The organism is Hyphomicrobium sp. 99 (genome assembly GCF_000384335.2).
Taxonomy (GTDB): Bacteria; Pseudomonadota; Alphaproteobacteria; order Rhizobiales; family Hyphomicrobiaceae; genus Hyphomicrobium_B.
In genome coordinates this window covers 2,062,331-2,087,710 of record NZ_KQ031382.1, presented here as the reverse complement: position 1 = coordinate 2,087,710, position 25,380 = coordinate 2,062,331, and the positions used below count along the sequence as shown (strand labels likewise).

22 protein-coding genes and 1 tRNA gene are annotated in these 25,380 nt (G+C 59.5%); 12 read left to right on the top strand and 11 right to left on the bottom strand.

Translation table 11 applies throughout. The annotated features are described in order from the left end of the window. The first annotated feature begins 30 nt into the window (after positions 1-30). Together G359_RS10075 and G359_RS10070 are read left to right on the top strand one after the other, a co-directional pair. Positions 31-1,965, top strand: a complete 1,935-nt coding sequence (locus tag G359_RS10075) for a vWA domain-containing protein (RefSeq protein WP_045836021.1) — start codon at positions 31-33, stop codon at positions 1,963-1,965. Further along, positions 1,962-3,020, top strand: coding sequence for a hypothetical protein (locus G359_RS10070; protein ID WP_082072889.1), 1,059 nt, complete (start codon positions 1,962-1,964; stop codon positions 3,018-3,020). The genes G359_RS10075 and G359_RS10070 overlap by 4 nt, the downstream gene beginning before the upstream one ends. An 11-nt stretch (positions 3,021-3,031) precedes the next feature. On the opposite strand, the gene G359_RS10065 is transcribed toward G359_RS10070, so the two are convergent. Both G359_RS10065 and G359_RS10060 read right to left on the bottom strand, forming a co-directional pair. Next, a complete protein-coding gene (locus G359_RS10065) occupies positions 3,032-3,619 on the bottom strand; it encodes a hypothetical protein (protein WP_045836020.1) in 588 nt (195 codons plus the stop codon). Positions 3,620-3,673: 54 nt separating this feature from the next. Beyond that, positions 3,674-4,711 carry an amino acid ABC transporter substrate-binding protein gene (locus G359_RS10060; protein ID WP_045837866.1) on the bottom strand — a complete coding sequence of 346 codons (1,038 nt, stop codon included), beginning with the start codon at positions 4,709-4,711 and terminating at the stop codon, positions 3,674-3,676. A 195-nt stretch (positions 4,712-4,906) separates the two neighbouring features. Here G359_RS10060 and metC point away from each other — a divergent pair, with 195 nt between their 5' ends. Next, positions 4,907-6,094, top strand: a complete 1,188-nt coding sequence (metC, locus tag G359_RS10055) for a cystathionine beta-lyase (protein WP_045837865.1) — start codon at positions 4,907-4,909, stop codon at positions 6,092-6,094. A gap of 25 nt (positions 6,095-6,119) precedes the next feature. Here metC and G359_RS10050 read toward each other — a convergent pair whose 3' ends face one another. Both G359_RS10050 and G359_RS10045 read right to left on the bottom strand, forming a co-directional pair. Next, a complete protein-coding gene (locus G359_RS10050; RefSeq protein WP_052699290.1) occupies positions 6,120-8,084 on the bottom strand; it encodes a L,D-transpeptidase family protein in 1,965 nt (654 codons plus the stop codon). A gap of 172 nt (positions 8,085-8,256) precedes the next feature. Then, a tRNA-Arg gene (locus tag G359_RS10045) sits at positions 8,257-8,332 on the bottom strand. Positions 8,333-8,649: 317 nt separating this feature from the next. Here G359_RS10045 and G359_RS10040 point away from each other — a divergent pair. Both G359_RS10040 and G359_RS10035 read left to right on the top strand, forming a co-directional pair. Continuing rightward, positions 8,650-8,907 carry a hypothetical protein gene (locus tag G359_RS10040; protein ID WP_045836019.1) on the top strand — a complete coding sequence of 86 codons (258 nt, stop codon included), beginning with the start codon at positions 8,650-8,652 and terminating at the stop codon, positions 8,905-8,907. Positions 8,908-9,079: 172 nt separating this feature from the next. Beyond that, a complete protein-coding gene (locus tag G359_RS10035; RefSeq protein ID WP_045836018.1) occupies positions 9,080-9,409 on the top strand; it encodes a hypothetical protein in 330 nt (109 codons plus the stop codon). A gap of 67 nt (positions 9,410-9,476) precedes the next feature. Here G359_RS10035 and G359_RS20745 read toward each other — a convergent pair whose 3' ends face one another. Continuing rightward, positions 9,477-9,962: a hypothetical protein gene (locus G359_RS20745; protein ID WP_197077560.1), complete on the bottom strand. Its 486-nt coding sequence runs from the start codon at positions 9,960-9,962 to the stop codon at positions 9,477-9,479. 368 nt (positions 9,963-10,330) lie between these two features. On the opposite strand from G359_RS20745, the gene G359_RS10025 reads away from it, so the two are divergent. From G359_RS10025 to ligD (G359_RS10015), 3 genes are all read left to right on the top strand, one after another. Beyond that, the gene (locus G359_RS10025; RefSeq protein WP_045836016.1) at positions 10,331-10,558 is read left to right on the top strand and encodes a hypothetical protein; all 228 of its coding nucleotides are present in this window, start codon (positions 10,331-10,333) and stop codon (positions 10,556-10,558) included. Positions 10,559-10,740: 182 nt separating this feature from the next. Next, positions 10,741-12,423, top strand: coding sequence for a non-homologous end-joining DNA ligase (gene ligD, locus G359_RS10020; RefSeq protein ID WP_045836015.1), 1,683 nt, complete (start codon positions 10,741-10,743; stop codon positions 12,421-12,423). Between the two features lie 82 nt (positions 12,424-12,505). Next, the gene (gene ligD, locus G359_RS10015) at positions 12,506-13,459 is read left to right on the top strand and encodes a non-homologous end-joining DNA ligase (protein ID WP_156150730.1); all 954 of its coding nucleotides are present in this window, start codon (positions 12,506-12,508) and stop codon (positions 13,457-13,459) included. A 252-nt stretch (positions 13,460-13,711) separates the two neighbouring features. Here ligD (G359_RS10015) and G359_RS10010 read toward each other — a convergent pair whose 3' ends face one another. The 4 genes from G359_RS10010 to betB all read right to left on the bottom strand — a co-directional run bounded on the left by G359_RS10010 (position 13,712) and on the right by betB (position 18,218). Further along, positions 13,712-14,617 (bottom strand): non-homologous end joining protein Ku, encoded by a 906-nt coding sequence (locus tag G359_RS10010; RefSeq protein WP_045836014.1) that lies wholly within the window; start codon positions 14,615-14,617, stop codon positions 13,712-13,714. Positions 14,618-14,751: 134 nt separating this feature from the next. After that, positions 14,752-14,946 carry a hypothetical protein gene (locus tag G359_RS10005; RefSeq protein ID WP_045836013.1) on the bottom strand — a complete coding sequence of 65 codons (195 nt, stop codon included), beginning with the start codon at positions 14,944-14,946 and terminating at the stop codon, positions 14,752-14,754. A 104-nt stretch (positions 14,947-15,050) separates the two neighbouring features. Next, complete coding sequence (betA, locus tag G359_RS10000) at positions 15,051-16,712, bottom strand: choline dehydrogenase (protein WP_045836012.1); 1,662 nt, start codon at positions 16,710-16,712, stop codon at positions 15,051-15,053. Positions 16,713-16,757: 45 nt separating this feature from the next. Beyond that, a complete protein-coding gene (gene betB, locus G359_RS09995) occupies positions 16,758-18,218 on the bottom strand; it encodes a betaine-aldehyde dehydrogenase (RefSeq protein ID WP_045836011.1) in 1,461 nt (486 codons plus the stop codon). 347 nt (positions 18,219-18,565) lie between these two features. On the opposite strand from betB, the gene G359_RS09990 reads away from it, so the two are divergent. The 4 genes from G359_RS09990 to choV all read left to right on the top strand — a co-directional run bounded on the left by G359_RS09990 (position 18,566) and on the right by choV (position 22,936). Further along, positions 18,566-19,606: a GlxA family transcriptional regulator gene (locus tag G359_RS09990; RefSeq protein WP_045836010.1), complete on the top strand. Its 1,041-nt coding sequence runs from the start codon at positions 18,566-18,568 to the stop codon at positions 19,604-19,606. 271 nt (positions 19,607-19,877) lie between these two features. Then, positions 19,878-20,804 (top strand): choline ABC transporter substrate-binding protein, encoded by a 927-nt coding sequence (gene choX / locus G359_RS09985; protein ID WP_045836009.1) that lies wholly within the window; start codon positions 19,878-19,880, stop codon positions 20,802-20,804. Positions 20,805-20,894: 90 nt separating this feature from the next. Beyond that, complete coding sequence (gene choW / locus G359_RS09980) at positions 20,895-21,749, top strand: choline ABC transporter permease subunit (RefSeq protein ID WP_045836008.1); 855 nt, start codon at positions 20,895-20,897, stop codon at positions 21,747-21,749. Further along, positions 21,746-22,936 (top strand): choline ABC transporter ATP-binding protein, encoded by a 1,191-nt coding sequence (gene choV, locus G359_RS09975; protein WP_045836007.1) that lies wholly within the window; start codon positions 21,746-21,748, stop codon positions 22,934-22,936. The genes choW and choV overlap by 4 nt, the downstream gene beginning before the upstream one ends. Positions 22,937-22,961: 25 nt before the next feature. Here the strand turns inward: choV and G359_RS09970 are convergent, their stop codons facing one another. Together G359_RS09970 and G359_RS09965 are read right to left on the bottom strand one after the other, a co-directional pair. Continuing rightward, positions 22,962-24,077: an FAD-binding oxidoreductase gene (locus tag G359_RS09970; protein ID WP_045836006.1), complete on the bottom strand. Its 1,116-nt coding sequence runs from the start codon at positions 24,075-24,077 to the stop codon at positions 22,962-22,964. A 6-nt stretch (positions 24,078-24,083) separates the two neighbouring features. After that, positions 24,084-25,364 (bottom strand): aromatic ring-hydroxylating oxygenase subunit alpha, encoded by a 1,281-nt coding sequence (locus G359_RS09965; protein WP_045836005.1) that lies wholly within the window; start codon positions 25,362-25,364, stop codon positions 24,084-24,086. Positions 25,365-25,380 lie beyond the last annotated feature (16 nt).

Below are 25,380 nucleotides of genomic sequence, written 5' to 3'. Positions count from 1 at the left end.
CAACGCGCGGAAAACGGGCGTGGAGATAAGATGCGCCGGCATTTTTTGAAATTTGTCGCGGCTGTCATTGCAGCGGTTTCTCTGGCCGCAGGCGCCGAATCCGCCTTAAGCGACGATGCTCCGACGGCCATGGTCGTGCTCGATGGCTCGGGTTCGATGTGGGCGCGTCTTCCGCCCGATAATCGGGCCAAGATCGATATCGTGCGCGAGAAACTCGGCGGTCTCCTGGCTCAGCCGAATTCGACGCGGCTCGGGCTCGTATCGTTTGGCCACCGCCGCCGCGGCGACTGCAACGATGTGGAATTGATCGCTGGTCCCGAAAGTCCGCGGCAAGCGGTTCTCGATCCGATTGCCAAGCTCAATCCGCGCGGGCCCGGCCCCCTCACCGCCGCGCTCAAGGTCGCGATGGGCGCGATCGGACAATCGCGTCCGGCGCAAATTCTGTTCATCGGCGATGGCGCCGATAATTGCCAGCAGGATACCTGCGCTGTCGCAAGCAATCTCGCGAAGACGTTTCCAGGCGTTGCCGTGCAAGTCATCGGCATCGGCATTCCTGCCAATGAACGGCCGCGCATGGCGTGCATCGCCGACGCGACCGGTGGCCATTTCTACGACATCACAGATTCAAACGGGCTCACGGCCGCGATCAACGAAGCAACGGAGCTTGCGATTTTGTCGCCCGGCGCGACGGTTGCGGGCGGCGCCAATCCGGCTGACGGCAAGCCGACCGCGCCACCGCCGCCTGCAGGCGCGTCGCTCAGAGCATCGGCTGCACTTGTCGACACCGGTCCACTTCTCACAATCCCGCTCAAGTGGCGCATTTTTAAAACGGGCGATAAGACTCCGCTGACCGAAGCCGAGGGGCACGATATCACCGCCAAGCTTCCCGCCGGCAGCTATGAGATCATGGCTGAACTCGGATCGCTCACGGCGCGCCAGGACATCACGATCGCCGATGGCGACAAGCAGAGCATCATCGTTCCTTTCAATGCCGCGCATCTTCGCGCACGCGTCAGCGCCAGCAAGGGCGCCAACGCGTCTCAAACCGCTGTTCTGACCGTCTCACTCGGCGAGAAGCCCGTGACGATCGCGAGCAACGGCGCGGTCGATCTTTACCTGCCGCCAGAGACCTACATATTGACGGCCGCCGATGGCGCAGCGCGCTCGTCACAAACGCTGCAGCTCGCCGCCGGAGATGACAAGCCGCTCGATATTTCACTTGGCACAGGTCAGGTCGATCTTTCTGCCGCGGCGGCGGACGGCACCAGCATCAAAGACGTTCTTTTCGCGGTTTCCGCCGATGATCCCGAAAGTCCGGACGGGCGTCGCGAAGTGGCGAGGTCGCGCAGTCCGAACGCGAGCTTCACTCTTCCGGAAGGCACCTACTATGTCAGCGCGCGATCGCGCAGCGGCGATGTTCGAAAACGCATCGCGGTCGGCGCGGGACAGACGGTGACGGAGACGCTGGCTATCGTCCTCGTTCCGTTCAAAGTTTCGGCGCTCGTCGCTGGCGCACCTGCCAAGGCCGATCAGAATATTTTTTATCGCGTCGACCGCATCGACGGCAACCGCACCGGCGTGGCGCGAGCGATGGGGCCCGATCTCGCACTCGACCTTTCGCCCGGACGTTACCGGGTCACCGCGTCGCTTGCCGTCTCTCATATCTCGGCAACAAAAGAGTTCGACGTCGTTGCCGGAAAACCGGCGAACGCCGTCATCGATATCGCGGCAGGCGAGGTGAAGTTCGCACCGCCATCGGACGAGTCCGCGATCATCGGCGATGTTTTTTGGGAAGTCTCGGACGAGAGCGGCATGCCGACATGGCGTGCGACGGGGACGCAGGCGACCGCGCTTTTGGCGCCGGGCCGTTACACGGTGAGATGCGAGGCTCGCGGCAAGCATGGGCAAGCGTCGTTCGAAGTTCGCGCCGGTGAAAGCCAGAAGATCGAGATCGGACCAGGATGATCGAAGCGGCACTAAAAACTTGGCGAGCGCGGATCGCGCGGCCCTCACGCGCATCAATCGGCGCGCAGGCCGCTGTACTCGTATTCGTTTTGCTATCGATCTTCACTGCAACGGTTTCGTTTGCGGAAGAGCCGATCCCGGACGGTCCGCCGACCGGTCCGTGGGGACCTTCGATCGAGAAACGCAAGAACACCACCGTCGTCGAACGCGGCAAGACCAAGGGGCCGGGCGTTAGGCTTGTGGCTCTGCTGACGGGCGACGGGCAGCAGATCGATCAAGGACTGGTCTGGCGGGTTTTCCAAACGGCAGGACAAGCTGGAAAATCAAAGCTTCTCATGGAGTCACATGAGGCGAGCCCGTTCGTCAAACTCCAGCCCGGCGAATACACGGTCAATGCCGCATTCGGCCGGGCTAATCTGACGCGCAAGATCACCGTCAAGGCTGCCGATGGCCCGCCGTTCGAAGCGTTTGTTTTGAACGCTGGAGGACTTCGGCTTTCGGCGCTCATCGACGGCAAGCCCGCGCCGCCGGGCTCGGTGACATATTCGATATTCGCCGACGACCGCGATCAGTCAGAAAGCCGGTCTGCCGTAATCACGGCGGCGAAGCCGAACCTGATCATTCGGCTCAATTCCGGCATCTACCGCGTCGTCTCCCAATACGGCGACGCAAACGCCAAAATCGAAACGGATGTTACCGTCGAAGCCGGGAAGCTGACCGAGACGACCGTCACGCATTCGGGCGGCATGGCGACGTTCAAACTCGTCACCCGTTCGGGCGGCGAAGCGATGCCCGATACGCGGTGGACGATCCAAACGGACGACGGCGAGACGATCAAGGAAAGCGTCGGCGCGCTTCCGACTCACGTGCTGGCTCCCGGCAAATATGAAGTAACGGCCTCGTCCGGCGGGCATATTTTCCAGAAGGCTTTTCAGATCAAGGACGGCGATCACGTGAGCGTCGAGGTGATGATGGCGACGGCACGCGACGACCGGGGCGAGCGACCGTCCAGCGGTGCGACGACGATCATGCCGACCGAGCGCGGCGCGAACTGATCGCGTAATTTTCAGAAATCCGTCAGAACCCAATCGGTCGGGCAGCCGTTTTCGCGCATCCGCTTTTCGACGCGTTCGTGTTGATCGGTCTCGCCCGCTTGGAGAAATGCGGTCCTCGCCATTTGCCACTGCTCGCAAGCAGACGTCAGATCGCCTGCGCGTTGCGCGGCTTCACCCAGCGCAAGGCGCGCTGCGGCGTGCGCTGCGTCGGGTCCGTGGAGCGATCCATATCCCGCTGCCGACCGGAGTGCCGACATGCGCGCGTCGGCATTACCAAGATGTTCGTACCCCAGGGCCAGATCGTAATAGAGGCCGGAGAGCGCTGTCTTGTCGCCGCGCGCGAGAGCCAGTTCGATCTTGCTATGGAGTGTTTCGATGTCCTCGATCCGAGGCGGCGGTTCGGCCGTCGCTTCGTTTGGACTGGACGGCGTAATCGGTGCGGCAACCGGCAAAGGCGACGGCGAGAGTCGGCTTGATCTTTCGTTCGGACGCTTCGATCGCCGGGCGAGAAACAGAGCAATGAGCGTGAGAAGGAGCGTGAACGGGATCGCGACGACAGCAGCGTTCAGGAGTGTTTCAAGCGTTGCCTTGTCGGCCATGACTGACCCTATCGCTTACGAGCCGCACCGCACTCTTTATCGTCGCGATTTGTATCAGCGGAATGGCGCTGCGTACATCAGGCCGCCTTTGCTCCATACATTGTTCGGGCCGCGATCGAGCTTCAAAACAGAATCCTGGCCAAGCGTGCGCTCGAAGATCTCGCCATAATTTCCGACCTGCTTGACAACCTGATAGGCCCAATCGCGCGACAGGCCGAGTGGCGCGCCGAGGTCTGCGTCAAGTCCCAGAAAGCGGCGCACCTCGTGGGAGGGTAAGGATTTCGCCGCCTCGACGTTGGAACTCGATATATTCAATTCTTCCGCGGCAACGATCGCCATCTGCGTCCAGCGGACAACGGCAAACCAACCATCATCGCCGATGCGTACCGCAGGGCCGTAAGGCTCCTTGGTGATCATTTCGGGCAGGATCATCTGGTCCGACCCGTTTGCCAGGCGGCTTTTTTCGTAGGCGAGCAGGGATATTTCGCCCGTCAGAACCGTGCAGCCGCCATTCGAATAGGTCTTGACCAAGTCATCCCAACGGTCGGACCTGATGAGTTGATAGCGCATCTTCCGCGAGCCAAAGAAATCCGAGATGGCGGATTCATCGCTCGAACCCGGCAGGACGCAGATCGAGGCGCCCGAAAGCTCGAGGACGCTTGCGATCGAATGGTTGCGCGGGATGATGAAGCCTTGGCCGTCATAATAAAGGACGCCGGTGAAGCGCGCGCCCAGTTCCGTATCGCGGGTGAGCGTCCACGTCGTCGCGCCGAGCAAGACGTCGATCTCATTGTCCTGGAGGGCTTTGAAGCGATCGCCGGGGTTGAGGCTCAGATATTTGACCGCGTCCCGATTTCCGAGGACAGCTGCCGCCAATGCGGAACAGAACTCGACGTCCAGCCCGCTCCAGGTCCCGCGCGTGTTAACTTCGCTGAAGCCCGGCTCATGGTCGGCGACGCCGCAAATAACCTTGCCCCTCGCGCGAACAGCATCGAGAGTATTGGATGGCGCGCTCGATGCCTCGGAGGACATTCCGACGCCCGCGACGAGAAGCAAAAACGCTGCCGCCCAGAACCTCGACACACTTCTCATCTGCGCTTTTCCGGCCAATGCTTCAATGAAGTCTCTTCATTTCCCTCGGGCAAACGAAAGCAACGGCCTCCGGCGCGGCCGCCTCGAACTCGCGCCCGCCGCCAGACATCCCGCGCCAGCAACGAATGGTCAAGCCCTTGACCGTGAACGAAACTTGCGCCACCAGGACTCGACCCGCCCTCGGAGATGTTGAAAATGGCCAAAAAAGACGAAACTTCCGAGCGCGGCGAGCTGCCGGAAACCGAGGTTGTGCATCTTGGGCGGAAGCCGTTCGAGCAGCACGGCTTTGTCAACACGCCGGTCTATCGCGGTTCGACGGTTCTTTATCCGACACTCGACGCGATTAAGAAGCGGACACAGTCCTTCACCTACGGACGCCGCGCGACACCCACGACGAAGGCTCTCGAAGAAGCGATCACGCATCTGGAAGGCGGCGCGGAGACCGTACTGACGTCGTCGGGCCTGGCCGCGATCTCGACCGCGATCCTGGCGTTCGCCGAGAGCGGCGATCACATCCTCATTCCCGACAACGTCTACCAACCGGGCCGGGCGTTTGCGGATAAGATGCTGAAAAAACTCGGCGTCGAAACGACGTATTACGATCCGCTCATCGGCGGCGACATCGCCAATCTCTTCCGGACCAATACGAAACTCGTGCTCGTCGAAGCGCCGGGCTCGCAGACGTTCGAGATGCCGGACATTCCAGCGATCGCCGGCGCCGCTCGCGCCAAAAACATCTGGGTTCTGGCGGACAACACCTGGGCGACGCCGTTCTTCTGCAAGCCGCTGTCACTCGGAGCCGACGTCTCGATCGAGGCCGCGACGAAATACATCGTCGGACACGCGGACGCCATGATGGGTACCGTGACCGGCAACGCGCGGGCCGCGAAGTTTCTCGACAACGCGAAGGAGACACTCGGCACGTGCCCGGGCTCGGAAGAGACGTATCTCGCGCTCCGTGGTCTCAGAACGCTTGCTGTTCGTCTCGAACGGCATCAGCGGTCCGGCATCGCGATTGCGGAGTGGCTCGCAGGGCGCCCCGAGGTCGACCGCGTTCTGCATCCCGCCCTTCCGAGTGATCCTGGCCACGCACTTTGGAAACGCGATTTCAGCGGCGCGAGTGGGCTCTTCGGCGTCGTCCTGAAACCTATCCCGGAAAAAGCGTTGGCGGCGTTTCTCGACGGACTGAAGCTTTTCGGCATGGGGTATTCGTGGGGTGGCTACGAAAGCCTCGTCATCCCGTTCGATCCGACGTCATACCGGACGGCGACACGCTGGCGCGGACCCGGACCGGCGCTCAGGTTCCACGTCGGCCTCGAGGCTGTCGAGGATCTGATCAACGATCTCGCCGAAGGCTTCGCGCGCATCGAAGCCGCGCGCTGACCTCCAGGGCGGCGACGGCACAGAATCAAAAGCCCAGCGCGCGGCGGACGATATCGCCGACGGTATTGCCGTACGAGTAACCGCGACTCGATCGGGTCAGACCCATTTCTTCGCGAGACCGGCTTTCCTCCGCGCGCCTCGATCCGTATCCGCGACCGTCCTCATCTCTCCGGCTGCTGCCGACGCGATATTTCTTCGCCGAGGACGTATCGAGCGCCTCGGGCGTCACGTGCTCCTGGGTGACGTCGATGTCTTTCCACTTCCCGGCGAGCGCCAGCGTGATGCGCTTCTGATGACCGTAGTAGTCGTCAAAGAACTGAGGCGTGCCATCGTCTGCGACCCAGACAGTAAAATATCCGACGTGGACGGGAATCGGCCTATTCAGATCGAACTGATTATCCATCGGCCCTTTGTTGACGAGATGCCCGACGTTCGGCGGCTGGGGTCCCCGGTCGATGTCGAAGACCAGTTGCGCGAGTTGCTGCGGATTTCGCACACGCATGCAGCCGTGACTGAAAAGGCGAACAGGTTCGTTGAATAGAGATCGCGACGGCGTGTCGTGGAGGTAGACGGAGTGTTTGTTCGGAAAAAGCAGTTTGACGAGGCCGAGCGCGTTGTCGTCGCCAGCCGGCTGATAGATCGTATACTCGCTGAGCTTCGCCCTGCCCCAGTTCACCCGGCTGCTATCGATGACGCGGCCATTGCGCATGACGATATAGCCCTGGCGCTCGATGGAGCGCCCTGTGCGCAGTGCGGTCGCCTTGATGGAATTCGGCAGGTTCCATCTCGGGCGTAGAACGATCTTCGTCATATCCTTCGAAAATATTGGCGTTTGCGTGGTTGCTGCGCCGACGACGACGCGTTCGTTGAAGACGGGCTTATTGTTTTCCGTCAGCGTGATTGAAAACGATGGAATGTTGACCAAGACGTGGTTGTCGCCGAGGGAACGCGGCATCCAACGCCACTCCTCCATGTTGGCGATGACGGCTGTGATCTTTTCGGGAGAGGATGCGAGGTCTTCGCCGGAAAGTTTGGCGCGTGTGGACGGGCCGACAATTCCGTCGGCTCGGAGCGACTTTGATGCCTGAAAACTTTTGACCGCGGCAGCAAGCGCGTCGTCGAAAAGCTGTTCGGCCCCCGGCGCAGAAACAATTCCGAACCTTTGCTTCAGAGTCGCGACATCGGGATCGCGCACGCCGTCGAGAAGGGTCGCGCCTCGCCGCGCGATATCAAATCGCTTTTCGTTCGCGGCCGCGCCGCCTCTCATGCGCGCGAGAAGCGCCTTCAGCTTTAAGAACTGATCCTGCGAAGGCTGAAACGCGCGGAGCGTCTCGTCAGGGTTCGGCGCGCTCGCCACGCGCGTCAGCACTGTCGCGGCGTCAGTGATGATGGGCGTTCGATCCAAGAAGCCCGATAACTGCTTGTCGGGTTCGGGAATGCGACCGCCTTCGGCCTGGTGTGCATAGCGCAAGACAGCGGCGCTGATGTCGAACTCGGCGGCCGCCGTTTCATCGGGAGTCCAGCTGCCCGATGGCATCGGCTGCTTAACGGCCTTGGGTTCGAAGTCGGACGCCTTCAGTCCCCAGTCCTCAGCATGAGCCAGCTCAGCCATCACGCGCGTGGCGGCGCGCGTGGGCCCCTGTTCATCCACCCAGAGCGGGCGGCACTCGCGCGCCTGATAGAATGCTGCGACAGCTGCGCGATCTTGCGCTTCGAATGGTGCTGCCGTTTTGTCCGAGAGCTTAGCGCATATTGCAGCGGGAGTGCCTGCCAACGTCGGGGGCAGCACTGTGGGCAGCGCCGCAGGCGCTTCGGTGGGCTGAACGCGCGGCGTTTCGCTTTGCGTCTCACTTGGTGGCTCGCTCGACGTTTCAGGAGGCATGTTCTGCGCACGAATGAGAGAGGGCAGAAGCGCAGTGCCCACAAGGCTCAACGCCATGACTGTCACGAGGTGTACGGGGCGACGGGCGAGGCGGAGCGACAGGGTCATCGAGACTTCACTCTACTATCTTTTCCAAGACCGCGTTGGGACGCAACCTAATGCAGTCTCGACTCATCGCTAGAGCTAGTTTTGCAAATGCAGTCCGTGGTTAAATGTTGGTGTCGCATCGAATGAAATCTCGCGACCGCAGCGTTGGGTTCCACATTGCGCACGAAGTTTTTGGCGATCCCGGCAGGGCTCGAACCTGCAACCTTCGGAGTCGAATTCCGACGCTCTATCCATTGAGCCACGGGACCGTTGCGTGACGCATTATGGCGCGTGACGCTTGATGTGCGAAGAACCGTCTCACTTCAATTGTAGCGCCCATTTGACGACACATTGCGAAGCGAGACTTTCGTTCGAATGATCGCACAATCTACAAAGCGATCAAATGTAATCTTAACTGGAACCAATCAGGCTAATTGCCGTTAGCCAACGGGCGGGGATGCTCAATTTCTTTGGGGACTACTTTGAAGCCATGCCTTTGATCGAGCAATTCTGCCACCGCCAAGTTCGTTCCATTAAATCTCGACTTCCTGATTTCAATGACTGGCAATATCGAGCCGGATCTCGAATGTTGGAGTATGCCCGCGGGTCGGACGCGCATCCGCAGCCGACGTGCTCCGCATCGATCCTGTTGTTGAAGGCGATCGCAGCATCAGGCGCGTCGGCCTATCGCAACTACGAGCCTGCGCTTCGCGAGTGGACCGGCAGCGTATCGTTAGAGCCGGCTCATCTGCGGCGGTATGCACGAAATTTCGTTTTCAAAGCTCAGCAGGAAGCCCTGTTGCATCGAGAGATTTTCTCGCGCGTCATCCGGACGAACGCATAGCAAGCTTCACTCGGCGATACCCATCCCTTCGTGGACAAACTAATCCAAACCCCTTCGCGGTCATAGGACGCTTTCCTAGCCAGACCCAACGGCGCACCTAGTCTGCGCACGGAACCAACGGCTGCGAAAGGCCGTTTCGGATGGGATATGTCCACACGAAAAGGAGATTTGGATGAAGGTTCTCAAAGGTGCAGTCGTAACGCTGGGGCTGCTCGCCGCCGGTTCTGTGGGAGCCATGGCTCAATCGACCTATGATAACGGCGGCCAGCCGCTTACCCCTGGCACGAAGGCACAAACCGTAACTCCCGCCCCGGCCAATGAGGGCGCCAGCACGGGTGATGCCGGCGTATCGAGCCCAGCAGGCATTCCAGCAGATCCGACCACGAACGAAAATGTTCAGCCCGGTCCTTCGACCAATACGCCCAACGATCCAGCGGCAGGTTCCGACTCGGACGCTCGGGTTCCGACCTCCCCGCCGGGAACGGGTACTTCCAGCCCGTGACGATAATTGAAAGTGGCGAAGGCTCAGTGATCAGTCGCTGAGCCTTCGCTGAATCCAATTTCAGAAATCAGTAAACGCACGCCTGATACCGTCTCCACCAATAGGGGCTGCCGGTTTCGATCGCCCTCTGGTAAAGCCAACCGCAATCGTAGCCGTAATAACCGTCGTCGTAGTAGCCGTAGTCGTAATAGGGATAGCCTACGACGAAGCCTCCGCGACGGTGATGGTGTCTGCCACGGCCATATCCGTAATTCCCAGAGTAATTCCGGAAACCGCGATTAATGCCAATGCGCGGACCGCGCGGTCCATAGCCACGAAAATTCCCGCCACCGAAATTCGGGCCTGAACGAAACGAGCGTCCGGAAAAATTCCGGCCGCCGTTGAAGCGTCCGCCACCGCCACCAAAATGGGGCCCCCCTCCTCCACCGCCGCCAAAATGCGGGCCGCCGCCGCCTCCTCCGCCCCAGCCACCGCCATTTCTCGCCTCGGCGACAGCTGTTCCGAACGCCAGGAGCAGGATTGCTCCCAGCGCCGTAACGATTTTCATTTTCATTTCGACGCTCCTAGGTCTCTCAAGCGGACGCCATCACGACATCCACGGCAATAACGGGGGGTAAATGTTGCAGTTCCAGATAGAGCTAATGGTTGGTTTTCTGATGCCCGACCTTAGCACATCGAAAATGGAGCGTGAGACCCCGGATGAGAAGGGCGTCCATCGCAATATGCGCGCAATCGGAGGGCACTGGAATATACTGCTCCCAATAACGTTAGGCGGCACCGGCGCTACCTACTCATTCTGCCAACTAAGTGTTTATTATATATGCGGTTCGTTCGGAGTGAGAGGCACAGTCATCGCCGGTGAGGGATTTCCAAGAGGGCTGAACTGGCGCACACTGATTTTTTCTGAACAGGAACGTTTCCATGCATGTTGCTCACAATGTTTTTGAGCCTGAAGACCTCGCGCGGGCCGAACGTGTGTTGAACGAGATATGGACCTCGCTCCCGAACAGGGTTCGCAGTGGCCCCCGCGGGTCCGAGTGCCGGGATTGGCTCGCCAAGCAGGTATTGGCCTCGATCCATAACGACGAGATTGGACGCGATCATTTGAAATGCCGGTTGCTTGGCGTCGACATGACGGTGTGGGCATGACCGGGCGACGCGGAGGAACAAAAGGATTTCAACAACCGTTTTCAATAGAGACGCATGCACCAGCGTGCGTCAGGCGCCTTTAACTCGGGTGCCAGGGCCGCTGGGGAGCTCCGCGCTTCCGGCGGCTTTGCTTTGACTTGCGATCTCGAGAATGTGCGGCACCACCGGGCGGATGCAAACGAATGGCACAGAAGAAGCTTTCCGAGTATCGCGCCAAGCGTGATTTCACCAAGACAGCCGAGCCGAGCGGCGCTGCCAATGTCAGGCCGGCGAAATATTTGCGTTTCGTGATCCAGAAACACGATGCGACGCGGCTTCATTACGATTTTCGTCTCGAACTCGACGGCGTATTCAAATCGTGGGCGGTGACAAAGGGCCCGTCGATCGATCCCAAGGACAAACGTCTTGCCGTCGAAGTCGAGGACCATCCGCTCGACTACGGCGATTTCGAAGGGACCATTCCCAAAGGTCAGTACGGCGGCGGAACGGTGATGCTGTGGGACCGCGGATTCTGGCAGCCGATTGGCGATGAGAGTCCGGAGGAGCAGCTCCGTAAGGGCGAGCTGAAGTTCATCCTCGCCGGCGACAAGCTTAAAGGCAGCTGGGTTCTCGTCAGGATGAAGACCGACCGGACGGGCGGGAAACGCACCAATTGGCTTCTCATCAAGCATCGCGACGAAGGCGCCCATCCTGGCGACGATGACGCAATCCTTTCGAAGGATCGCTCGGTCGCTTCGAACCGCACGATGGCACAGATCGCGGCCGGACAGGGCAAAGGACCGGAGCCCTTCATCACGCGGCGGCGGACCGCTGCAAAGCCCAACGCCGTTTGGAATTCCGACAATTTGGACGACGACGCGGGCGACCCCGACCCTGCTCCGGCATCGGTGAAACCACTCAAGCGAACGCTTGTGCGCAAAGCGCCGAAAGCTGCCAGATCGGCGTCTGCATCGACGAACGGATCACAGAACGCGGTGTTGGGCATCACGATTTCGCATCCCGAGAAAGTGCTCTGGCCGGCCGGGGAAGGCGCGGCCATCACGAAGATCGATCTTGCGCATTATCTCGAAACCGTCGGCGACTGGATGCTCAAGCATGTTACAGGCCGGCCGTGCTCGGTCATTCGCGCGCCTGACGGCATCGGCGGCGAAATGTTTTTCCAGCGCCATGCGATGAAGGGCATGTCGTCCGAAATCGACGTCGTTCGCGTTTCCGGAGACCGCGAGCCCTATATCGAGGCGAACTCGGTCGAAGCATTAGTTGCGCTTGGGCAAATCGGTTCGCTCGAGTTTCATCCGTGGAACTGCGCGGAGTTCGATCCCAATATCGCGGGGCGCCTCGTCTTCGACCTCGATCCCGCGCCGGACGTCGAATTCGATCGCGTCGTGCGGGCGGCAAACGAGCTTCGCGAGAGGCTCGAGGCGCTCGGTCTTATCGCCTTCTGCAAAACGACCGGCGGCAAGGGACTTCACGTCGTCACGCCCCTCAAGACGACACGCGGCGACACCACAAGCTGGTCCGATGCAAAATCATTCTCGGGGGCCGTGTGTCAGCAAATGGCCGCGGACAGCCCGAACGATTATCTGATCAAGATGACGAAAAAGCTCCGGACTGGCCGGATTTTTCTCGACTACCTTCGCAATGATCGCATGGCGACCGCCGTTGCGCCGCTTTCGCCGCGCGCCCGGCCGAACGCAACCGTGTCGATGCCTCTTAACTGGAGCCAGGTGAAGAAAGGGCTCGATCCCAAACGCTTCACTCTACACACCGTCCCTTCGCTGCTCAAAAAGATGACCGCCTGGGAGGATTACGATTCATCGGATCGCTCGCTCAAAAGCGCGATCAAGAAGCTCGTCGGACCTTAAGCGCGTGGCGGCGAAGACCAACACAATCGTTAAGCGTTCGCCCGTTCGCCCGCTGAAAATTCCCGGCGCTGTGAAGACGGCCATGCCAAATTTTGTGGAGCCGTGCCTCGCAACGCTTGTTGCAAAGCCTCCCACCGGTGATGAGTGGGTGCATGAGATCAAGTTCGACGGCTATCGCATCCAAGCCCGCATCGAGAAGAAGTCAGTCAGGCTTTTAACACGCAACGGATTGGACTGGACCGAACGCTTCGGCAAGCTTCCGCAGCTGCTAGCCGAATTTTATGACGGCACGGCAATCATCGACTGCGAGCTTGTCGTCGATGACGCCCAGGGACACTCGAGCTTTTTGGCTTTGGCCGACGCGCTTAAAAGCGGACGCAGCGAACGGTTCGTCCTTCATTGTTTCGATCTTCTGTATCTCGACGGTATGAATCTTCTCGAGGCCAAGCTCGGTGATCGCAAAACCGCACTGCAAGAGTTGTTCTCTGGCAAATCTAAAGTCGGACAGATCCGGTACAGCGAACACCTTGCGACCGACGGGGCGCGCATGCTTTCGGAGGTTTGCACGCTTGGTCTCGAAGGCATCATTTCGAAACGCATCGACCGGCCCTATCGCTCGGGCCGTCATGATGACTGGCTGAAATCGAAGTGCATTCAGGTCGATGAGTTTGTCATCATTGGATATCTCAAGGGCAAAGCGGCGCCGAATGCCGTCGGTGCGCTCGTCGTCGGCTATTACGACAAGAAGCGGCTCGTCTATGCCGGGCGCGTCGGCACGGGATATTCGAACAAGATCGCGAGCAGCTTGATGCGCACGTTGAAGCCGATGCGTATCGAGACACCGCCCCTTGCTTCCGCACTCACGAACTTGCAGCGACGAGATGTGACGTGGGTGACGCCCACGCTCGTCGCACAAATCGAATATCGCGCATGGACGTCCGACGGCCTCTTGCGGCACGCAGCCTTCAAGGGACTGCGCGAGGACAAGCCAGCGAAAGACGTTCGCCGTCCTGTCACAAAGGTCATCAGCGATTGAAAGTTGAAAACTTCAGAACGGCAGAAACAATTGCTGTGCGAAATGCGGAATCATCATCATCCAGATCCAAAGTGCAAACATTGGGTGCATGGAAACCTCCTGAAATTGCCAAACGCAATCAGGCAACAACGCTTCCTGTACTCATGTTGATCGAGAAGACGCGGCGTTCATGCACGTTGGAAATTCGAGCTGGCGTCTGAACCTCGCGACGCAGCAACAATAACACGAGTCTTCCCTCGTCAGACGCTTTATCTATCCGCGGGCTTTCGACTTTCGTTTCGCCGTCTTCGGCGCGGCGCGCTTCACGGGTTCGCGCTTCTGACGCGAGGCTGCGGTTTTGGTTTTTGCCGGCGCAGATTTTCCGGACGATGCCTTTTGCGTGGAGCGGCGTAGCGCCTCCATGAAGTCGATCACTGTTCCACCCGCCGGGGGTTCTTCGCCGCCTGCGACTTCTGTCGACAGGCCGCCCGCAACCTTTTCCTTCACGAGGCTGCGCAACGCCTCGGCATAATGGTTCTTGAAATCTGCCGGATTGAACTTTCTCGTGCGTTCCTCGATGAGCTGCTTCGCCATGTCGACGAGCTCAGGGCGAAGCTTTTGATTGCCGATGCCCTCGAAGATCTCGTCGGCGTCGCGCACCTCGCTCGCGTAGCGAAGCGTCTCGATCATCAGGCCGTCGCCGCTCGGCTTCATCGCGATGAGGTTCTCGCGGCCGCGGATGGTCAGCTGACCGACGCCGTATTTCTTTGTTGCACGCAGCGCGTCGCGGATGATGCGGTATCCTTCCTCGGCGACGTCGCCATCGGGAAGAACGTAGTACGGGTTGGCGAAGTAAAGCGGATCGATCGAGCAAGCTTCGACGAATTCCGTCAGCTCAACGGTGTGGCGTGTCGTGAGCTTCAGTTTATCCAGTTCATCAGGCTCGAAGAGAACATAGTTGCCGTCGTCGAGCTCGTAGCCTTGAACGATGTCCGACTGTGGCACGACCTTTCCGGACTCGCCTGCAATTTTCTGATAGCGAATGCGCTGCTTGGATTTTTTATCGACCTGATGCAGCGCAATTTTGTCTTCGGCTGCGGTCGCGCTAACCAATCGAATGGGAATGGTAACGAGCGCCAGGCGCAGGTGCCCTTTCCAGAAGGACCGCGCAGTTGCCATCGCAAAACTCCTCGGGAACGCAATACTCTATGTAGATTAGCACGAAGGATTACCGGCGCTAAGGGTTCCGGCGGAACGCGCGGGACCTTGCGAAGTTCCCGGCTCCAGGATTTCGGGGAACATTGTCCGAAGCGTCAATTGCCGACGCTCATCGCAACCCAGTTGTAGGGATGCTTCAGGTGACGGCGATGGTCTTCCGCGGCCTCTCGTGTGGCGAATGTCAAAGCCGTGCCGCGGTCGCTGGTCCCAATGTCGTTCTTCGTCAAATAGATGTCCTGGAGACCAGCATAAACTACATCGGGTTTTCGCTCGACCAGCAGCCATCGCATCGGGCATCTCCCGCCGGGAAGGTAAGCTTAATCCGGCGTTCATCGTAGAGCACAACGCTTGCGGACCTGACAATGATCCGCGGTCATCCCGTCCGACAAAATTCTTAACGTTGGCTCGTTTGATAGTTGGGATTGACCCACACCGGAACCTGCTCGGGCGGCAAAGGCTGCCTGCCGCGGATGACGTCGGCGAGTTTCTCGGCCATCATGATCGTCGGGACGTTCAGGTTGCCGCTGACGACGTCGGGCATGATCGAGGCATCGACGACGCGCAACCCCTCGACGTCGTGTACCCGCCCCTGGCCGTCGACGACCGCCATATCGTCCGTTCCCATGCGGCATGAGCAGGACGGGTGATAAGCGCTCTCGGCCTTGGCGCGGATGAATGCATCTATGTCCGCATCGCTATCGCTTGCGGGGCCCGGCGCCAACTCGTCGCCGCGATAGCGGTCGAACGCCTTCTGAGAGAATATCTCGCGTGTCAGCCGAATGCCGGCGCGCATCTCTTTGCGATCCTGCTCGGTCTGCATGTAGTTGAAGAGCACGCGCGGGTATTGACGCGGATCGGCGGACTTCAGTTTGACGTAGCCGCTGCTCGTCGGACGCATCGGGCCGATGTGCGCCTGGAAGCCGTGTCCCTTCGCGGCGGACGTGCCATCGTAGCTGATGGCCATCGGGAAGAAGTGATATTGGAGATCGGGGTGAAGAACTCCGGCGTCGCTGCGAATGAAGCCACCCGATTCAAAGTGGTTGGTCGCGCCCAGACCCTTTCCTGTCAGTATCCACTCGATGCCGATCTTCAGTTTCGCCAGCGGGTTATTGGCGCTGTAAATCGAAACCGGTTCCTTGCATTCGTACTGCACGTAAGCTTCGATGTGGTCTTGAAGGTTTTCTCCGACGCCGGGCAAATGCTGCACGACGGGTATGCCGAGCTTCTTCAATTCGTCGGCGTTGCCGATGCCTGAGAGCATCAAGATTTGCGGTGAATTGATCGCGCCGCCGCTGACGATCACTTCGCGCGTGGCGCGTGCCGACTGAAGACGTCCGCCGCGGCTGTATTCGACGCCAACGGCACGTTTCCCTTCGAACAGGACACGCGTCACCAATGACTTCGCCTTGACCTCCACGCCCCCGCGCTTTTGCGCCGGGCGGAGATGGGCCTTCGCAGCACTCCATCGCCGTCCTTTGTAGACGGTCATATCCATCCGGCCGAGGCCTTCCTGCTGCTGGCCGTTCATATCCTCGGTTACGGGATAGCCGGCCTGGCGGCCTGCTTCGATGAAGGTGTCATAGAGCGGATTGGTGCAGGGCGCCGTCGTCACAAACAGCGGACCGGAGCTGCCGCGATAGGCGTCACCGCCCTTGAGCCGCGTTTCGGATTTCTTGAAGTACGGGAGGCAATGGAAATAGCTCCAGTTTTCGAGGCCCTGGCGCCGCGCCCAGGCGTCATAGTCGAACGCATGGCCGCGAATGTAGATCATGCCGTTGATCGACGATGATCCTCCGACGACGCGGCCGCGCGGACAGTACATTTTGCGGTTATTGAGAAACGGTTCAGGCTCTGACTCGTACCACCAGTTGTATTTGGTACCGGCCAGCGGATACGCGAATGCGGACGGCATGTGAATGAAGATGCTGTGGTCCTGCGGGCCGGCCTCAAGGACCAATACGCGCGTTCCCTCATCTTCCGTCAGGCGATTGGCGAGCACACATCCGGCCGATCCGGCGCCGACGATGATATAATCGTATTCCTGGGCGGTGCTCATCTCTGGACAGATCCCCCGGTGTTTCAGTGGAGCCTAGTCGTCTTTTCATTCATAGCGGCATTGGACGTCGCCGAGTTCAACGTAGACGCTCTTCAATTGCGTGTAGTGATCGATCGCGGCCTGTCCGTTCTCGTGGCCGAAGCCCGATTCCTTGATGCCGCCGAATGGCATCTCGACCGGGGTGATGTTGTAATTATTGATCCAGCAGATCCCTGCCTCGAGCCGCGCCGCCACACGGTGCGCGCGCGCCAGGTCTCGGGTGAAGACGCCGGCCGCCAGCCCGAAGCGTGTGGCGTTGGCCCTGGCGACCACATCGTCCTCATCGCGGAATTTCAGCACCGACATCACGGGCCCGAAGATCTCTTCCCGGACGATGCTCATGTCATCCGTGCACTCGGTGAATACTGCGGGCCTGACGAAATTCCCGCGATCGAGCGGGGCAGCGTCCACGCGCTCCCCGCCGTAGCACAGGCGCGCGCCCTCTTTCCGGCCCTTCTCAATGAATCCCAGCACGCGATCCATGTGCGGTTGCGAGATGAGCGCGCCGACCTGCGTTTCCGGAGCCAAGGGATCGCCGATGCGCAGCTTTTTCGTGCGCTCCACGACCATCTCGACGAAGTTGTCATGAATGTCTTCATGAACAAAGACGCGCGTGCAGTTCGTGCAGATTTCGCCTTGCGTATAGAAATTGCCGAGCATCGCCGCCGATACGGCTTGGCGCAAATCTGCATCAGGAAAGACTAGCAGCGCTGACTTGCCGGACAGTTCCATGGTCGTTCGCTTAAGCGAAGCGGCCGCGGCAGCGAGGATCTTCTTGGCCGTTCCGACCGAGCCGGTCAGCGAGATCTTGGCGACGCGGGGATCCGTCGTCAGCAGCGATCCCGTTCGGGCGTCGCCGTGGAGGACGTTGAACACGCCGTCGGGTACGCCGGCCTCGGTGTAGATTTCGGCGAGCTTCGCCGATGTCGTCGGCGTCAGCTCCGAGGTTTTGAAGATCATCGCATTTCCGCAGGCGAGCGCCGGGGCGGACTTCCAACAGGCGATCTGAATTGGATAATTCCACGAGCCGATGCCGACGCAAATGCCGATGGGTTCACGGCGCGTATAAACGAAGGCGTTATTCAGCGCGATCTGCTCGCCGCGCAGTGAACCAGCAACGCCTGCGAAATATTCAATGCAATCAGCGCCGCTGACCACATCGACCGCCTCGGCTTCCTGAATGGGCTTGCCGGTGTCCCGAACTTCGAGCCGGGCCAACTCGTCATTTCGCTCCCGCAATATACGGGCGGCTCTATTAAGGATGCGGCCTCGCTCCGCGCCCGACATCGCGGACCATCGCTTCAAACCTTCTTCGGCCGAGCGAAGGGCCGCGTCGATTTCCGGTTCGAGCGCGATTTCGACCTTGGAAATCAGCTCTCCGGTTGCAGGATTGGTGTTTTCGAAAACTTCGCCAGCTTTCGACGCGACGAAGCGGCCACCGATGTAGTTCTGCAGCGATTGCACCATGAACACTCAGATTGCCTAGCAAATTGGCGGAGAGAACGTCATCTCGCACCGAAACTATCTTTTGCGGCGCACTCAGCCGCCGCCACCCGAAGCGTTCTTTCCCTATGCCGGTGTCGCCTTTTGCAAGCCATCCCAGATACGACGCAAATGACTTCGGCAGCGACAGTCGAAGCTTGCTCAAAGGGTTCTCGCGAATGGTCCCGGAATTGCAGCATCTGAACTTGTCAAAATGCGACTTAGTGATACTATTTCTAATATGATGCACTTTATTAGCGAGTGCAGCAGACCCTGAAGTAGCGATCACGAAATACTCTAGCCTTCCCGTCTTACGTGGGAGCTTTTGCGACGTGAACGAAGTCCCGACGAAGATCAGTACCATCCGCAGGGTCGGCTTCCTGACATTGGACGAATACACCATGATCGCGGTTTCGAGCGCGATCGAGGTTCTTCGGATGGCCAACCGATTGAGCGGTCAGCCTCATTACTCTTGGACCCTTCTTACGCTCGACGGCCGGCCGGTGCCTGCGAGCAACGGAATGTCGTATGCCGCCGCCACCACTTATGATGCCGCCGAGGATCTCGACGTGGTTTTCGTCTGCGGTGGCACCAACGTTGCGAACTTCGTCAACGACAAGGTCGTCAATCAGCTTCGTCGCATAGCGCGGGATGGCGTCGTGCTGGGCGGGCTCTGTACCGGCACCTATGCACTTGTGAAGTCAGGGCTTCTCGACGGCTATAAATGCACGATCCATTGGGAAAATATGGCCGGTCTTCGCGAGTTTCACTCGCGGGTGAAGTTCCAAGAAGAGCTGTTCGTGATCGATCGCGACCGGATGACGTGCACGGGCGGGATCGCCCCCATCGATATGATGCTTTCTCTCGTGCGCAGCAGCTTCGGCAAGACCCTGGTCGCCGAGATCTCCAATCAGTTTATTCTCGAGCGTGTGCGCGACGGCTACGATCGGCAGCATATTCCGCTGGCAGCACGCCTAGGATTTAACCACGGCGCGCTCGTCGACATCGCGGCCCTGATGGAAGCCAATTTCGAGGAACCGTTGAGCGCTGTCGAACTTGCGAGCCTCGCCGGGCTTTCGCTGCGGCAGGTTCAGCGGATGTTCCAGGAAACGCTGCATACGACGCCAACGAAATACTATTTGCAGCTGCGGCTGCGTCGCGCCCGCGAACTACTTCTCCAGTCGCAGATGTCCATCACGCAGATCTCGGTTTCCTGCGGTTTTCAATCGACGTGTCACTTCAGCAAGTCCTATCGCGCCCTTTATGGCCGCACGCCGCGAAGCGAGCGTCAGCCGCAGAAGTCCGAGCACGAGTTCAACACGACGTCTTCGCTGCGACGCGAAACGAGCCGCGCGAGACTGCCGTCGATTTGAGTTCGCCGAAGTGGGGGGCCGACATTCCGATAACCGGCAGCACGGAGCCAACTTTCAAAGTGGAAGGAGTGCGCGAGTTCGGCGCGTAAACGACAGATCGCGTCGCAATTGTGAAATCGAGGGCCAACGGCCGTGATTAGCTAAAGAGGTTACTTGATTGGGTAACGCCTTCAACGGACTGCCAGCACAAGGGGATCATTGTCTCTTGCTCCGATCTCGTCAGGCGGACTGTTGTCAATAACACCTGGTACTGCCAACAACAGGAGTTGTCATGACACGCATCGCGATGGGGGTCGCCCTTGCCCTGAGTCTGGCCGCAACTTCGGCCCACGCAGAAAGTGCGAGCTGCAAGAAAGTCCGCTTCGCCGATGTCGGGTGGACGGACATTCAAGTCACGACCGCTACCGCCCAGAACCTACTCGAGGCTCTCGGCTACGAGCCGGAAGTCAAAACGCTTTCGGTTCCGGTCACGTATGCATCATTGAAGAACAAAGACATCGACGTGTTTCTCGGCAACTGGATGCCGAGCATGACGGCCGACATCAAGCCCTACACGGATGACAAGTCCGTCGAGACGATCGGCGTCAATCTGAGCGACGCCGGCTATGGTCTTGTCGTTCCGCAATATGTTGCAGACGCGGGCGTGAAAAGCCTCAAGGACCTTGGCGCGCATAAGGATAAATTCGGCGGCAAGATTTACGGCATCGAAGCGGGCAATGACGGCAACCGCATCATCAGCGGCATGATCGCCAAGCCCGAAAACAACCTGCAGGGCTTCGAACTCGTCGAAAGCTCGGAAGCAGGCATGCTGACCCAAGCCGAAAAGGCGATGAAGAAGAACGAGTGGATCGTGTTCCTCGGCTGGACGCCCCATCCGGTCATGGGCGAAATGAAGATCGCCTATCTGGACGGCATGGGCGATTCCGGCTTCGGCGCCGCCACCGTCAGCACCAACGTGCGCGCGGGCTACGAGAAGGAATGCCCGAACGTCGGCAAGTTCTTGAGCAACCTCAAGTTCAATCTCGCCATGGAAGGCGCGATGATGGGACCGGTCCTCAAGAGCGGCGCCGACCCGAAAGCAACGGCTCTCGAGTGGCTTAAGGCAAACCCCGACGCCCCCAAGCCGTGGCTTGCAGGCGTCACGACGATCGATGGCGGCGACGCGTTGGCTGCCGTTTCAGCTGCACTCGCGAAGTAGCGTCATCACCGACATCCACCCGAAAATCCGGACGGTCGCATCCAGCGACCGTCCGATACGGGGATGAGCTTCAGCTCAGGGGGAGCGCCGATGGATCCCGTATCGAAGCTGATTGCCGCCTGGAAGATTCCCATAGGCCAGTTCGGCAAGTCCGTATTCGATTTCGTGACAGACTATTTCCAGTGGCTCTTCGACGCCATTTCCAGCGTTCTTGAAACGGTCGTCGATGGAACATCCGCTCTGCTCCTGCAGGTGCCCCCGATCGTTCTCGCCCTCGCTCTTGCCGGATTTGCCTACTGGCTTCGGCGATCCAAACCGCTCGCGATCGGGGTGCTGATCGGGTTTCTTTTCATCCTCAATCAGGGTCTCTGGAAGGAGACCGTCCAAACGCTCGTGTTGGTCGTCGCGGCCACAGCGCTCTCAATGGCGATCGGCGTTCCACTTGGAATATGGGCGGCCCACAATCCCCGCGTCTGGAAGGTGGCGCAGCCGCTGCTCGATCTGATGCAGACGATGCCGACGTTCGTCTATCTCATTCCCATTCTCATTCTGTTCGGTCTGGGCGCGGCGCCGGCTTTGATCGTGACGATCATCTTCGCGATGCCTGCGCCGGTGCGCATGACGTATCTCGGGTTGACATCGATCCCGAAGCCGATGCTCGAAGCGGGCGAGAGTTTCGGCGCGACGAAGCGGCAGCTGTTGTGGAAGGTTGAGTTACCCGCGGCCCTCCCCTCCATCATGGCGGGCCTTACGCAGTGCATCATGCTCTCCCTATCGATGGTCGTCTTCGCGACACTCATCGGAGCGCCGAGCCTTGGCAATCCCGTCAACCGGGCGCTTGCCAATAGGAACATTCCGCTCGGTATCGAAGCAGGTCTGGCGCTTGTGATCCTCGCCATCATCCTCGATCGCGCCCTCTCAGTTCAGGCCGGAGTGCGAAAATGACGGTCGCGGTTGACTTCCAGAACGTCGATATCATTTTCGGCAAGGATACAGCGAAGACCTTGGCCATGGTCGACGCAGGCGCAACGCGGGCGCAAATTCTCGCCAAGACGGGAGCCGTCCTCGGCGCGGCCGGCGCCAATCTCACCGTGAAGGAAGGCGAAATATCCGTCCTCATGGGACTCTCTGGCTCCGGCAAATCCACGCTCTTGCGCGCGGTCAACGGCCTCAACAAGGTGTCGCGCGGCGCTGTCCTCGTGAAGGACGGCGAGCGAATGGTGGATATCGCGTCGTGCGATGCGACGACGCTTCGCCATATGCGCCAAAAGCAGGTCGCGATGGTCTTCCAGCAGTTCGCGCTGCTGCCGTGGCGAACTGTTCGCGAGAATGTCGGGCTCGGCCTCGAACTCGCCGGTGTTCCTCATGCAGAGCTGAAAGAGCGCGTCGACCGCCAGCTCAAGCTTGTCGGCCTCGACACGTGGGCCGAGAAGCATGTGCATGAACTTTCGGGCGGCATGCAGCAACGCGTGGGACTTGCACGCGCGTTCGCGACAGACGCGCCGATCCTGCTGATGGACGAGCCGTTTTCGGCGCTCGATCCGCTCATTCGCACGAAACTGCAGGACGAACTCTTGCAATTGCAGAAGTCGATCAAGAAGACCATCATTTTCGTCAGTCATGATCTTGAAGAAGCGCTGAAGATTGGCAATCGCATCACCATCATGGAGGGCGGGCGGATCGTGCAATCCGGCGCGCCCGAAGAGATCGTGCTTCAGCCCGCCGATGACTACGTCCGCGACTTCATCGCCAACGTTAATCCGCTGTCGGTTCTGACGGCGTGGAACGTCATGCGCGACATGCGCGATCTCGAGCGCACGAGTGATGACTGGATTTGGCTCGATCGGCGAAAGACGACCAAATTCAAACTCGATGCCGGGGGCAAAGTGGAAGCGGCCGAATGTGACGGGCGCCAAGCCGCCTGGGTTACGTGCGGCGAATGCGAAAAGCACGTCGGCGAAGACTCCTCACCCGTCTATTGGGCGAGGCCCGGCACGAGCCTGAAGACCGTCATTCTCGCCATGCATAAGTCGGGCACCGCGCCCGTCGCGCTTTTCGACGAAGACGACCGCTTCGTCGGCGCGATCGGCATTCGCGACGTTCTGCAAGCGATCTTGCGGCGGAAGGATTGAGCGCAGCGTCGCGCTTATCCATTCGCTATTTTTCGATGGTGACGTTTTCGAGCGGTTTGCTGCAACAAATCAAGATCATTCCGGCGTCGATCTCGCGTTGGCGGATTCCGCCACCGTGCGTCATCGCCACCTGACCTGAAAGCTTCTTGCTTTTGCAGGTGCCGCACACGCCCTTGCTGCACGAAAACGGCAGCCGCATACCAGCCGCTCGCGCCGCGTCGAGGATGAACTGATCGGGACGGCAATCGATCGTGCGGCCGGACCGGGTGAACTCGATCTTGAAACTCGCCGCTGGCGTTTCATCTCCTACGAGCACGGTCTCAGCTTCAGGCTGCCGCACGCCTTGCCGTTCGAACGAGAAACTTTCCTCGTGATAGTGCGCCATATCGAAACCAGCGTCTCGCAGCATTGCGCGGACGTTGGCCATATAGGCTTCTGGCCCACAGCAGAAAATTTCGCGCTGCGCGAGGTCTGGCACGATCGACTTCAAGAGCGGCAATGAAAGATAACCCGTCGGCGCGCTCCAATCGCGAGCTTCGCCGATTTTTTCGCACACAAACGCCGTTCGGAAGTTGCTCGTGCCGTAAGTCATCATCGCCAGTTCGTGTCGAAAGATGATGTCGCGGGGCGATCGCGCGCTGTGCACGAAGACCACATCGTGATCCTCGCCCAGTTCGTAAAGCGTGCGCGCCATGGACATCAACGGCGTCACGCCCGAGCCACCCGATAAGAACAGATATCGCGGGCCTGCGTGCAGAGTGCAGCTGAAGTCGCCCGAAGGCCCGAGCGCCTTAATCTTGAGGCCGGGTTTCATGTTGTCGTGCAGCCAGTTGGAAACCTTGCCGCCGGGGTGGCGCTTCACCGTGATCGACAGCGTATCGGGGCGCGTCGGCGGCGACGATATCGTGTAGCAGCGGTTGATCACCGCGCCGTCGATTTCAAGCTCGAGCGTGATGAACTGTCCCGGCCGGAAACGAAAGAGACGCGGGGACTGAGCGCGGAAAAGGAAGCTCTTGACGTCATGCGTCTCCTGCCGGACGTGCGCACAGATGAGCGTATCATCCTCGTCGGCATTCCATTTGCCGGGCGTCGCGTCCCAAAGTTCAGGTCCCAACCGGCTCGGCCGTATTACATCGCTCATGTCGGATCAGGCGCTCGCAGCGAATGGGCTGACGGTCGCAGTTTCATGTCCGGTCTCCGCTCGCAGTCGTTTGAAGTACCAGGACATGAACTTCTCAACCAACTCCTCGGTGTATGGCGAATAGGGCCCCGGTTGATAGGCCGCGCTCTGCGAACCTATCTGAGTGCGCTCGACGAGGGCTCCGTCCTGCTTGTTCGTTTCGTGCCAAACTTCGCTCAGTTGTTTCGGATCATAATCGCGCCCTTCAACAGCGTCCTTGTGAACGAGCCACTTCGTTCTGAGCAGCGTGCGTTCCGGATCGATCGGCAACACGCTGAAGGTCACGATGTGATCGCTCATGAAGTGATGCCAGGAATTTGGCTGCGTCCAGAATGAAAGGCCGCCGAGATTTCGCTGCGTGAGATCGCCCAGTAGTTTCTGACAGGCGACCTTGCTGTTCATGGTCTGCGATTCACCGGCCTTATCGAGCGGCAATCTTTCGGTACGATAGGCCGTCACGCGGCTATCGAGAAATTCGCGCTCGACGGAGGGAAGCCCACATGATTCCCATCGTGCGTGTTCGCGAACGATCAGCTCTCTGAATGCCTGAACCTCGTCGGCATTTTCAGGCGACGGCTGATAGCCAAATCCGAATTCGTAGAGCGAGACGGTCAGCTCGGGATGGTTTGCCTTGCAATGGTAGCACTCACGATTGTTCTCCATCGTGAACTTCCAATTGCCATTTTCGATGAGGTCTTCCTCGTAGGCAATTTTGCAGTCACTGATCCGATGCGGAAGAATGTAGGGCTCCATCTCCTGGCGCATCTGCTCGAAGTCCGCGGGTGGTTCATCCGCGAGGCAGATGAACAGCAGGCCTGCGATATTTCCAACGTGCACCGTCTTCAGGCTGAACTGGCTGCGATCGAACTCATCGCCCATATGCTCGGTATGGATGAGCTTTCCGGTCAGATCGTATGTCCACTGATGGTATGGACAAACGACGTTGCCGACGCTGCCTTTCTCTCCATCGCATAGGCGCGCGCCCCGATGCCGGCAGACGTTATGAAAGGCGCGGACCGTCATGTCGTCATCGCGCACGACAACGATGGACGTGCGGCCGAGCGGCACCGTGAAATAATCGCCGGGCTCCGGAATGTCCGGCTCGACGCCGACATAAATCCAGTGGCGTCCGAAGATGACATCCATATCGAGGTCAAAGACCTCTTTGGTACGGTAGAAAGGCGCTTCGAGGCTGTAGCCCGGCCGGCGGCGTCCGATCATCGCCCGCAGTTCGTTGGATATTTGCATGTGGTTCTCCCTTCGC

Excerpts from the sequence above, each read along its gene's own strand:
- G359_RS09970 (WP_045836006.1), bottom strand. The coding sequence starts at position 24,077 with ATGAGCGATGTAATACGGCCGAGCCGGTTGGGACCTGAACTTTGGGAC.
- choX (WP_045836009.1), top strand. The coding sequence starts at position 19,878 with ATGACACGCATCGCGATGGGGGTCGCCCTTGCCCTGAGTCTGGCCGCA.
- ligD (WP_045836015.1), top strand. The coding sequence starts at position 10,741 with ATGGCACAGAAGAAGCTTTCCGAGTATCGCGCCAAGCGTGATTTCACC.
- G359_RS10060 (WP_045837866.1), bottom strand. The coding sequence starts at position 4,711 with ATGAGAAGTGTGTCGAGGTTCTGGGCGGCAGCGTTTTTGCTTCTCGTC.
- G359_RS10070 (WP_082072889.1), top strand. The coding sequence starts at position 1,962 with ATGATCGAAGCGGCACTAAAAACTTGGCGAGCGCGGATCGCGCGGCCC.
- metC (WP_045837865.1), top strand. The coding sequence starts at position 4,907 with ATGGCCAAAAAAGACGAAACTTCCGAGCGCGGCGAGCTGCCGGAAACC.
- choV (WP_045836007.1), top strand. The coding sequence starts at position 21,746 with ATGACGGTCGCGGTTGACTTCCAGAACGTCGATATCATTTTCGGCAAG.
- ligD (WP_156150730.1), top strand. The coding sequence starts at position 12,506 with ATGCCAAATTTTGTGGAGCCGTGCCTCGCAACGCTTGTTGCAAAGCCT.
- G359_RS10005 (WP_045836013.1), bottom strand. The coding sequence starts at position 14,946 with ATGCGATGGCTGCTGGTCGAGCGAAAACCCGATGTAGTTTATGCTGGT.
- G359_RS20745 (WP_197077560.1), bottom strand. The coding sequence starts at position 9,962 with ATGAAAATGAAAATCGTTACGGCGCTGGGAGCAATCCTGCTCCTGGCG.
- betB (WP_045836011.1), bottom strand. The coding sequence starts at position 18,218 with ATGGTGCAATCGCTGCAGAACTACATCGGTGGCCGCTTCGTCGCGTCG.
- G359_RS10050 (WP_052699290.1), bottom strand. The coding sequence starts at position 8,084 with ATGACCCTGTCGCTCCGCCTCGCCCGTCGCCCCGTACACCTCGTGACA.
- G359_RS10040 (WP_045836019.1), top strand. The coding sequence starts at position 8,650 with ATGTTGGAGTATGCCCGCGGGTCGGACGCGCATCCGCAGCCGACGTGC.
- G359_RS10035 (WP_045836018.1), top strand. The coding sequence starts at position 9,080 with ATGAAGGTTCTCAAAGGTGCAGTCGTAACGCTGGGGCTGCTCGCCGCC.
- G359_RS10075 (WP_045836021.1), top strand. The coding sequence starts at position 31 with ATGCGCCGGCATTTTTTGAAATTTGTCGCGGCTGTCATTGCAGCGGTT.
- G359_RS10065 (WP_045836020.1), bottom strand. The coding sequence starts at position 3,619 with ATGGCCGACAAGGCAACGCTTGAAACACTCCTGAACGCTGCTGTCGTC.
- G359_RS10010 (WP_045836014.1), bottom strand. The coding sequence starts at position 14,617 with ATGGCAACTGCGCGGTCCTTCTGGAAAGGGCACCTGCGCCTGGCGCTC.
- betA (WP_045836012.1), bottom strand. The coding sequence starts at position 16,712 with ATGAGCACCGCCCAGGAATACGATTATATCATCGTCGGCGCCGGATCG.
- G359_RS10025 (WP_045836016.1), top strand. The coding sequence starts at position 10,331 with ATGCATGTTGCTCACAATGTTTTTGAGCCTGAAGACCTCGCGCGGGCC.
- G359_RS09965 (WP_045836005.1), bottom strand. The coding sequence starts at position 25,364 with ATGCAAATATCCAACGAACTGCGGGCGATGATCGGACGCCGCCGGCCG.
- choW (WP_045836008.1), top strand. The coding sequence starts at position 20,895 with ATGGATCCCGTATCGAAGCTGATTGCCGCCTGGAAGATTCCCATAGGC.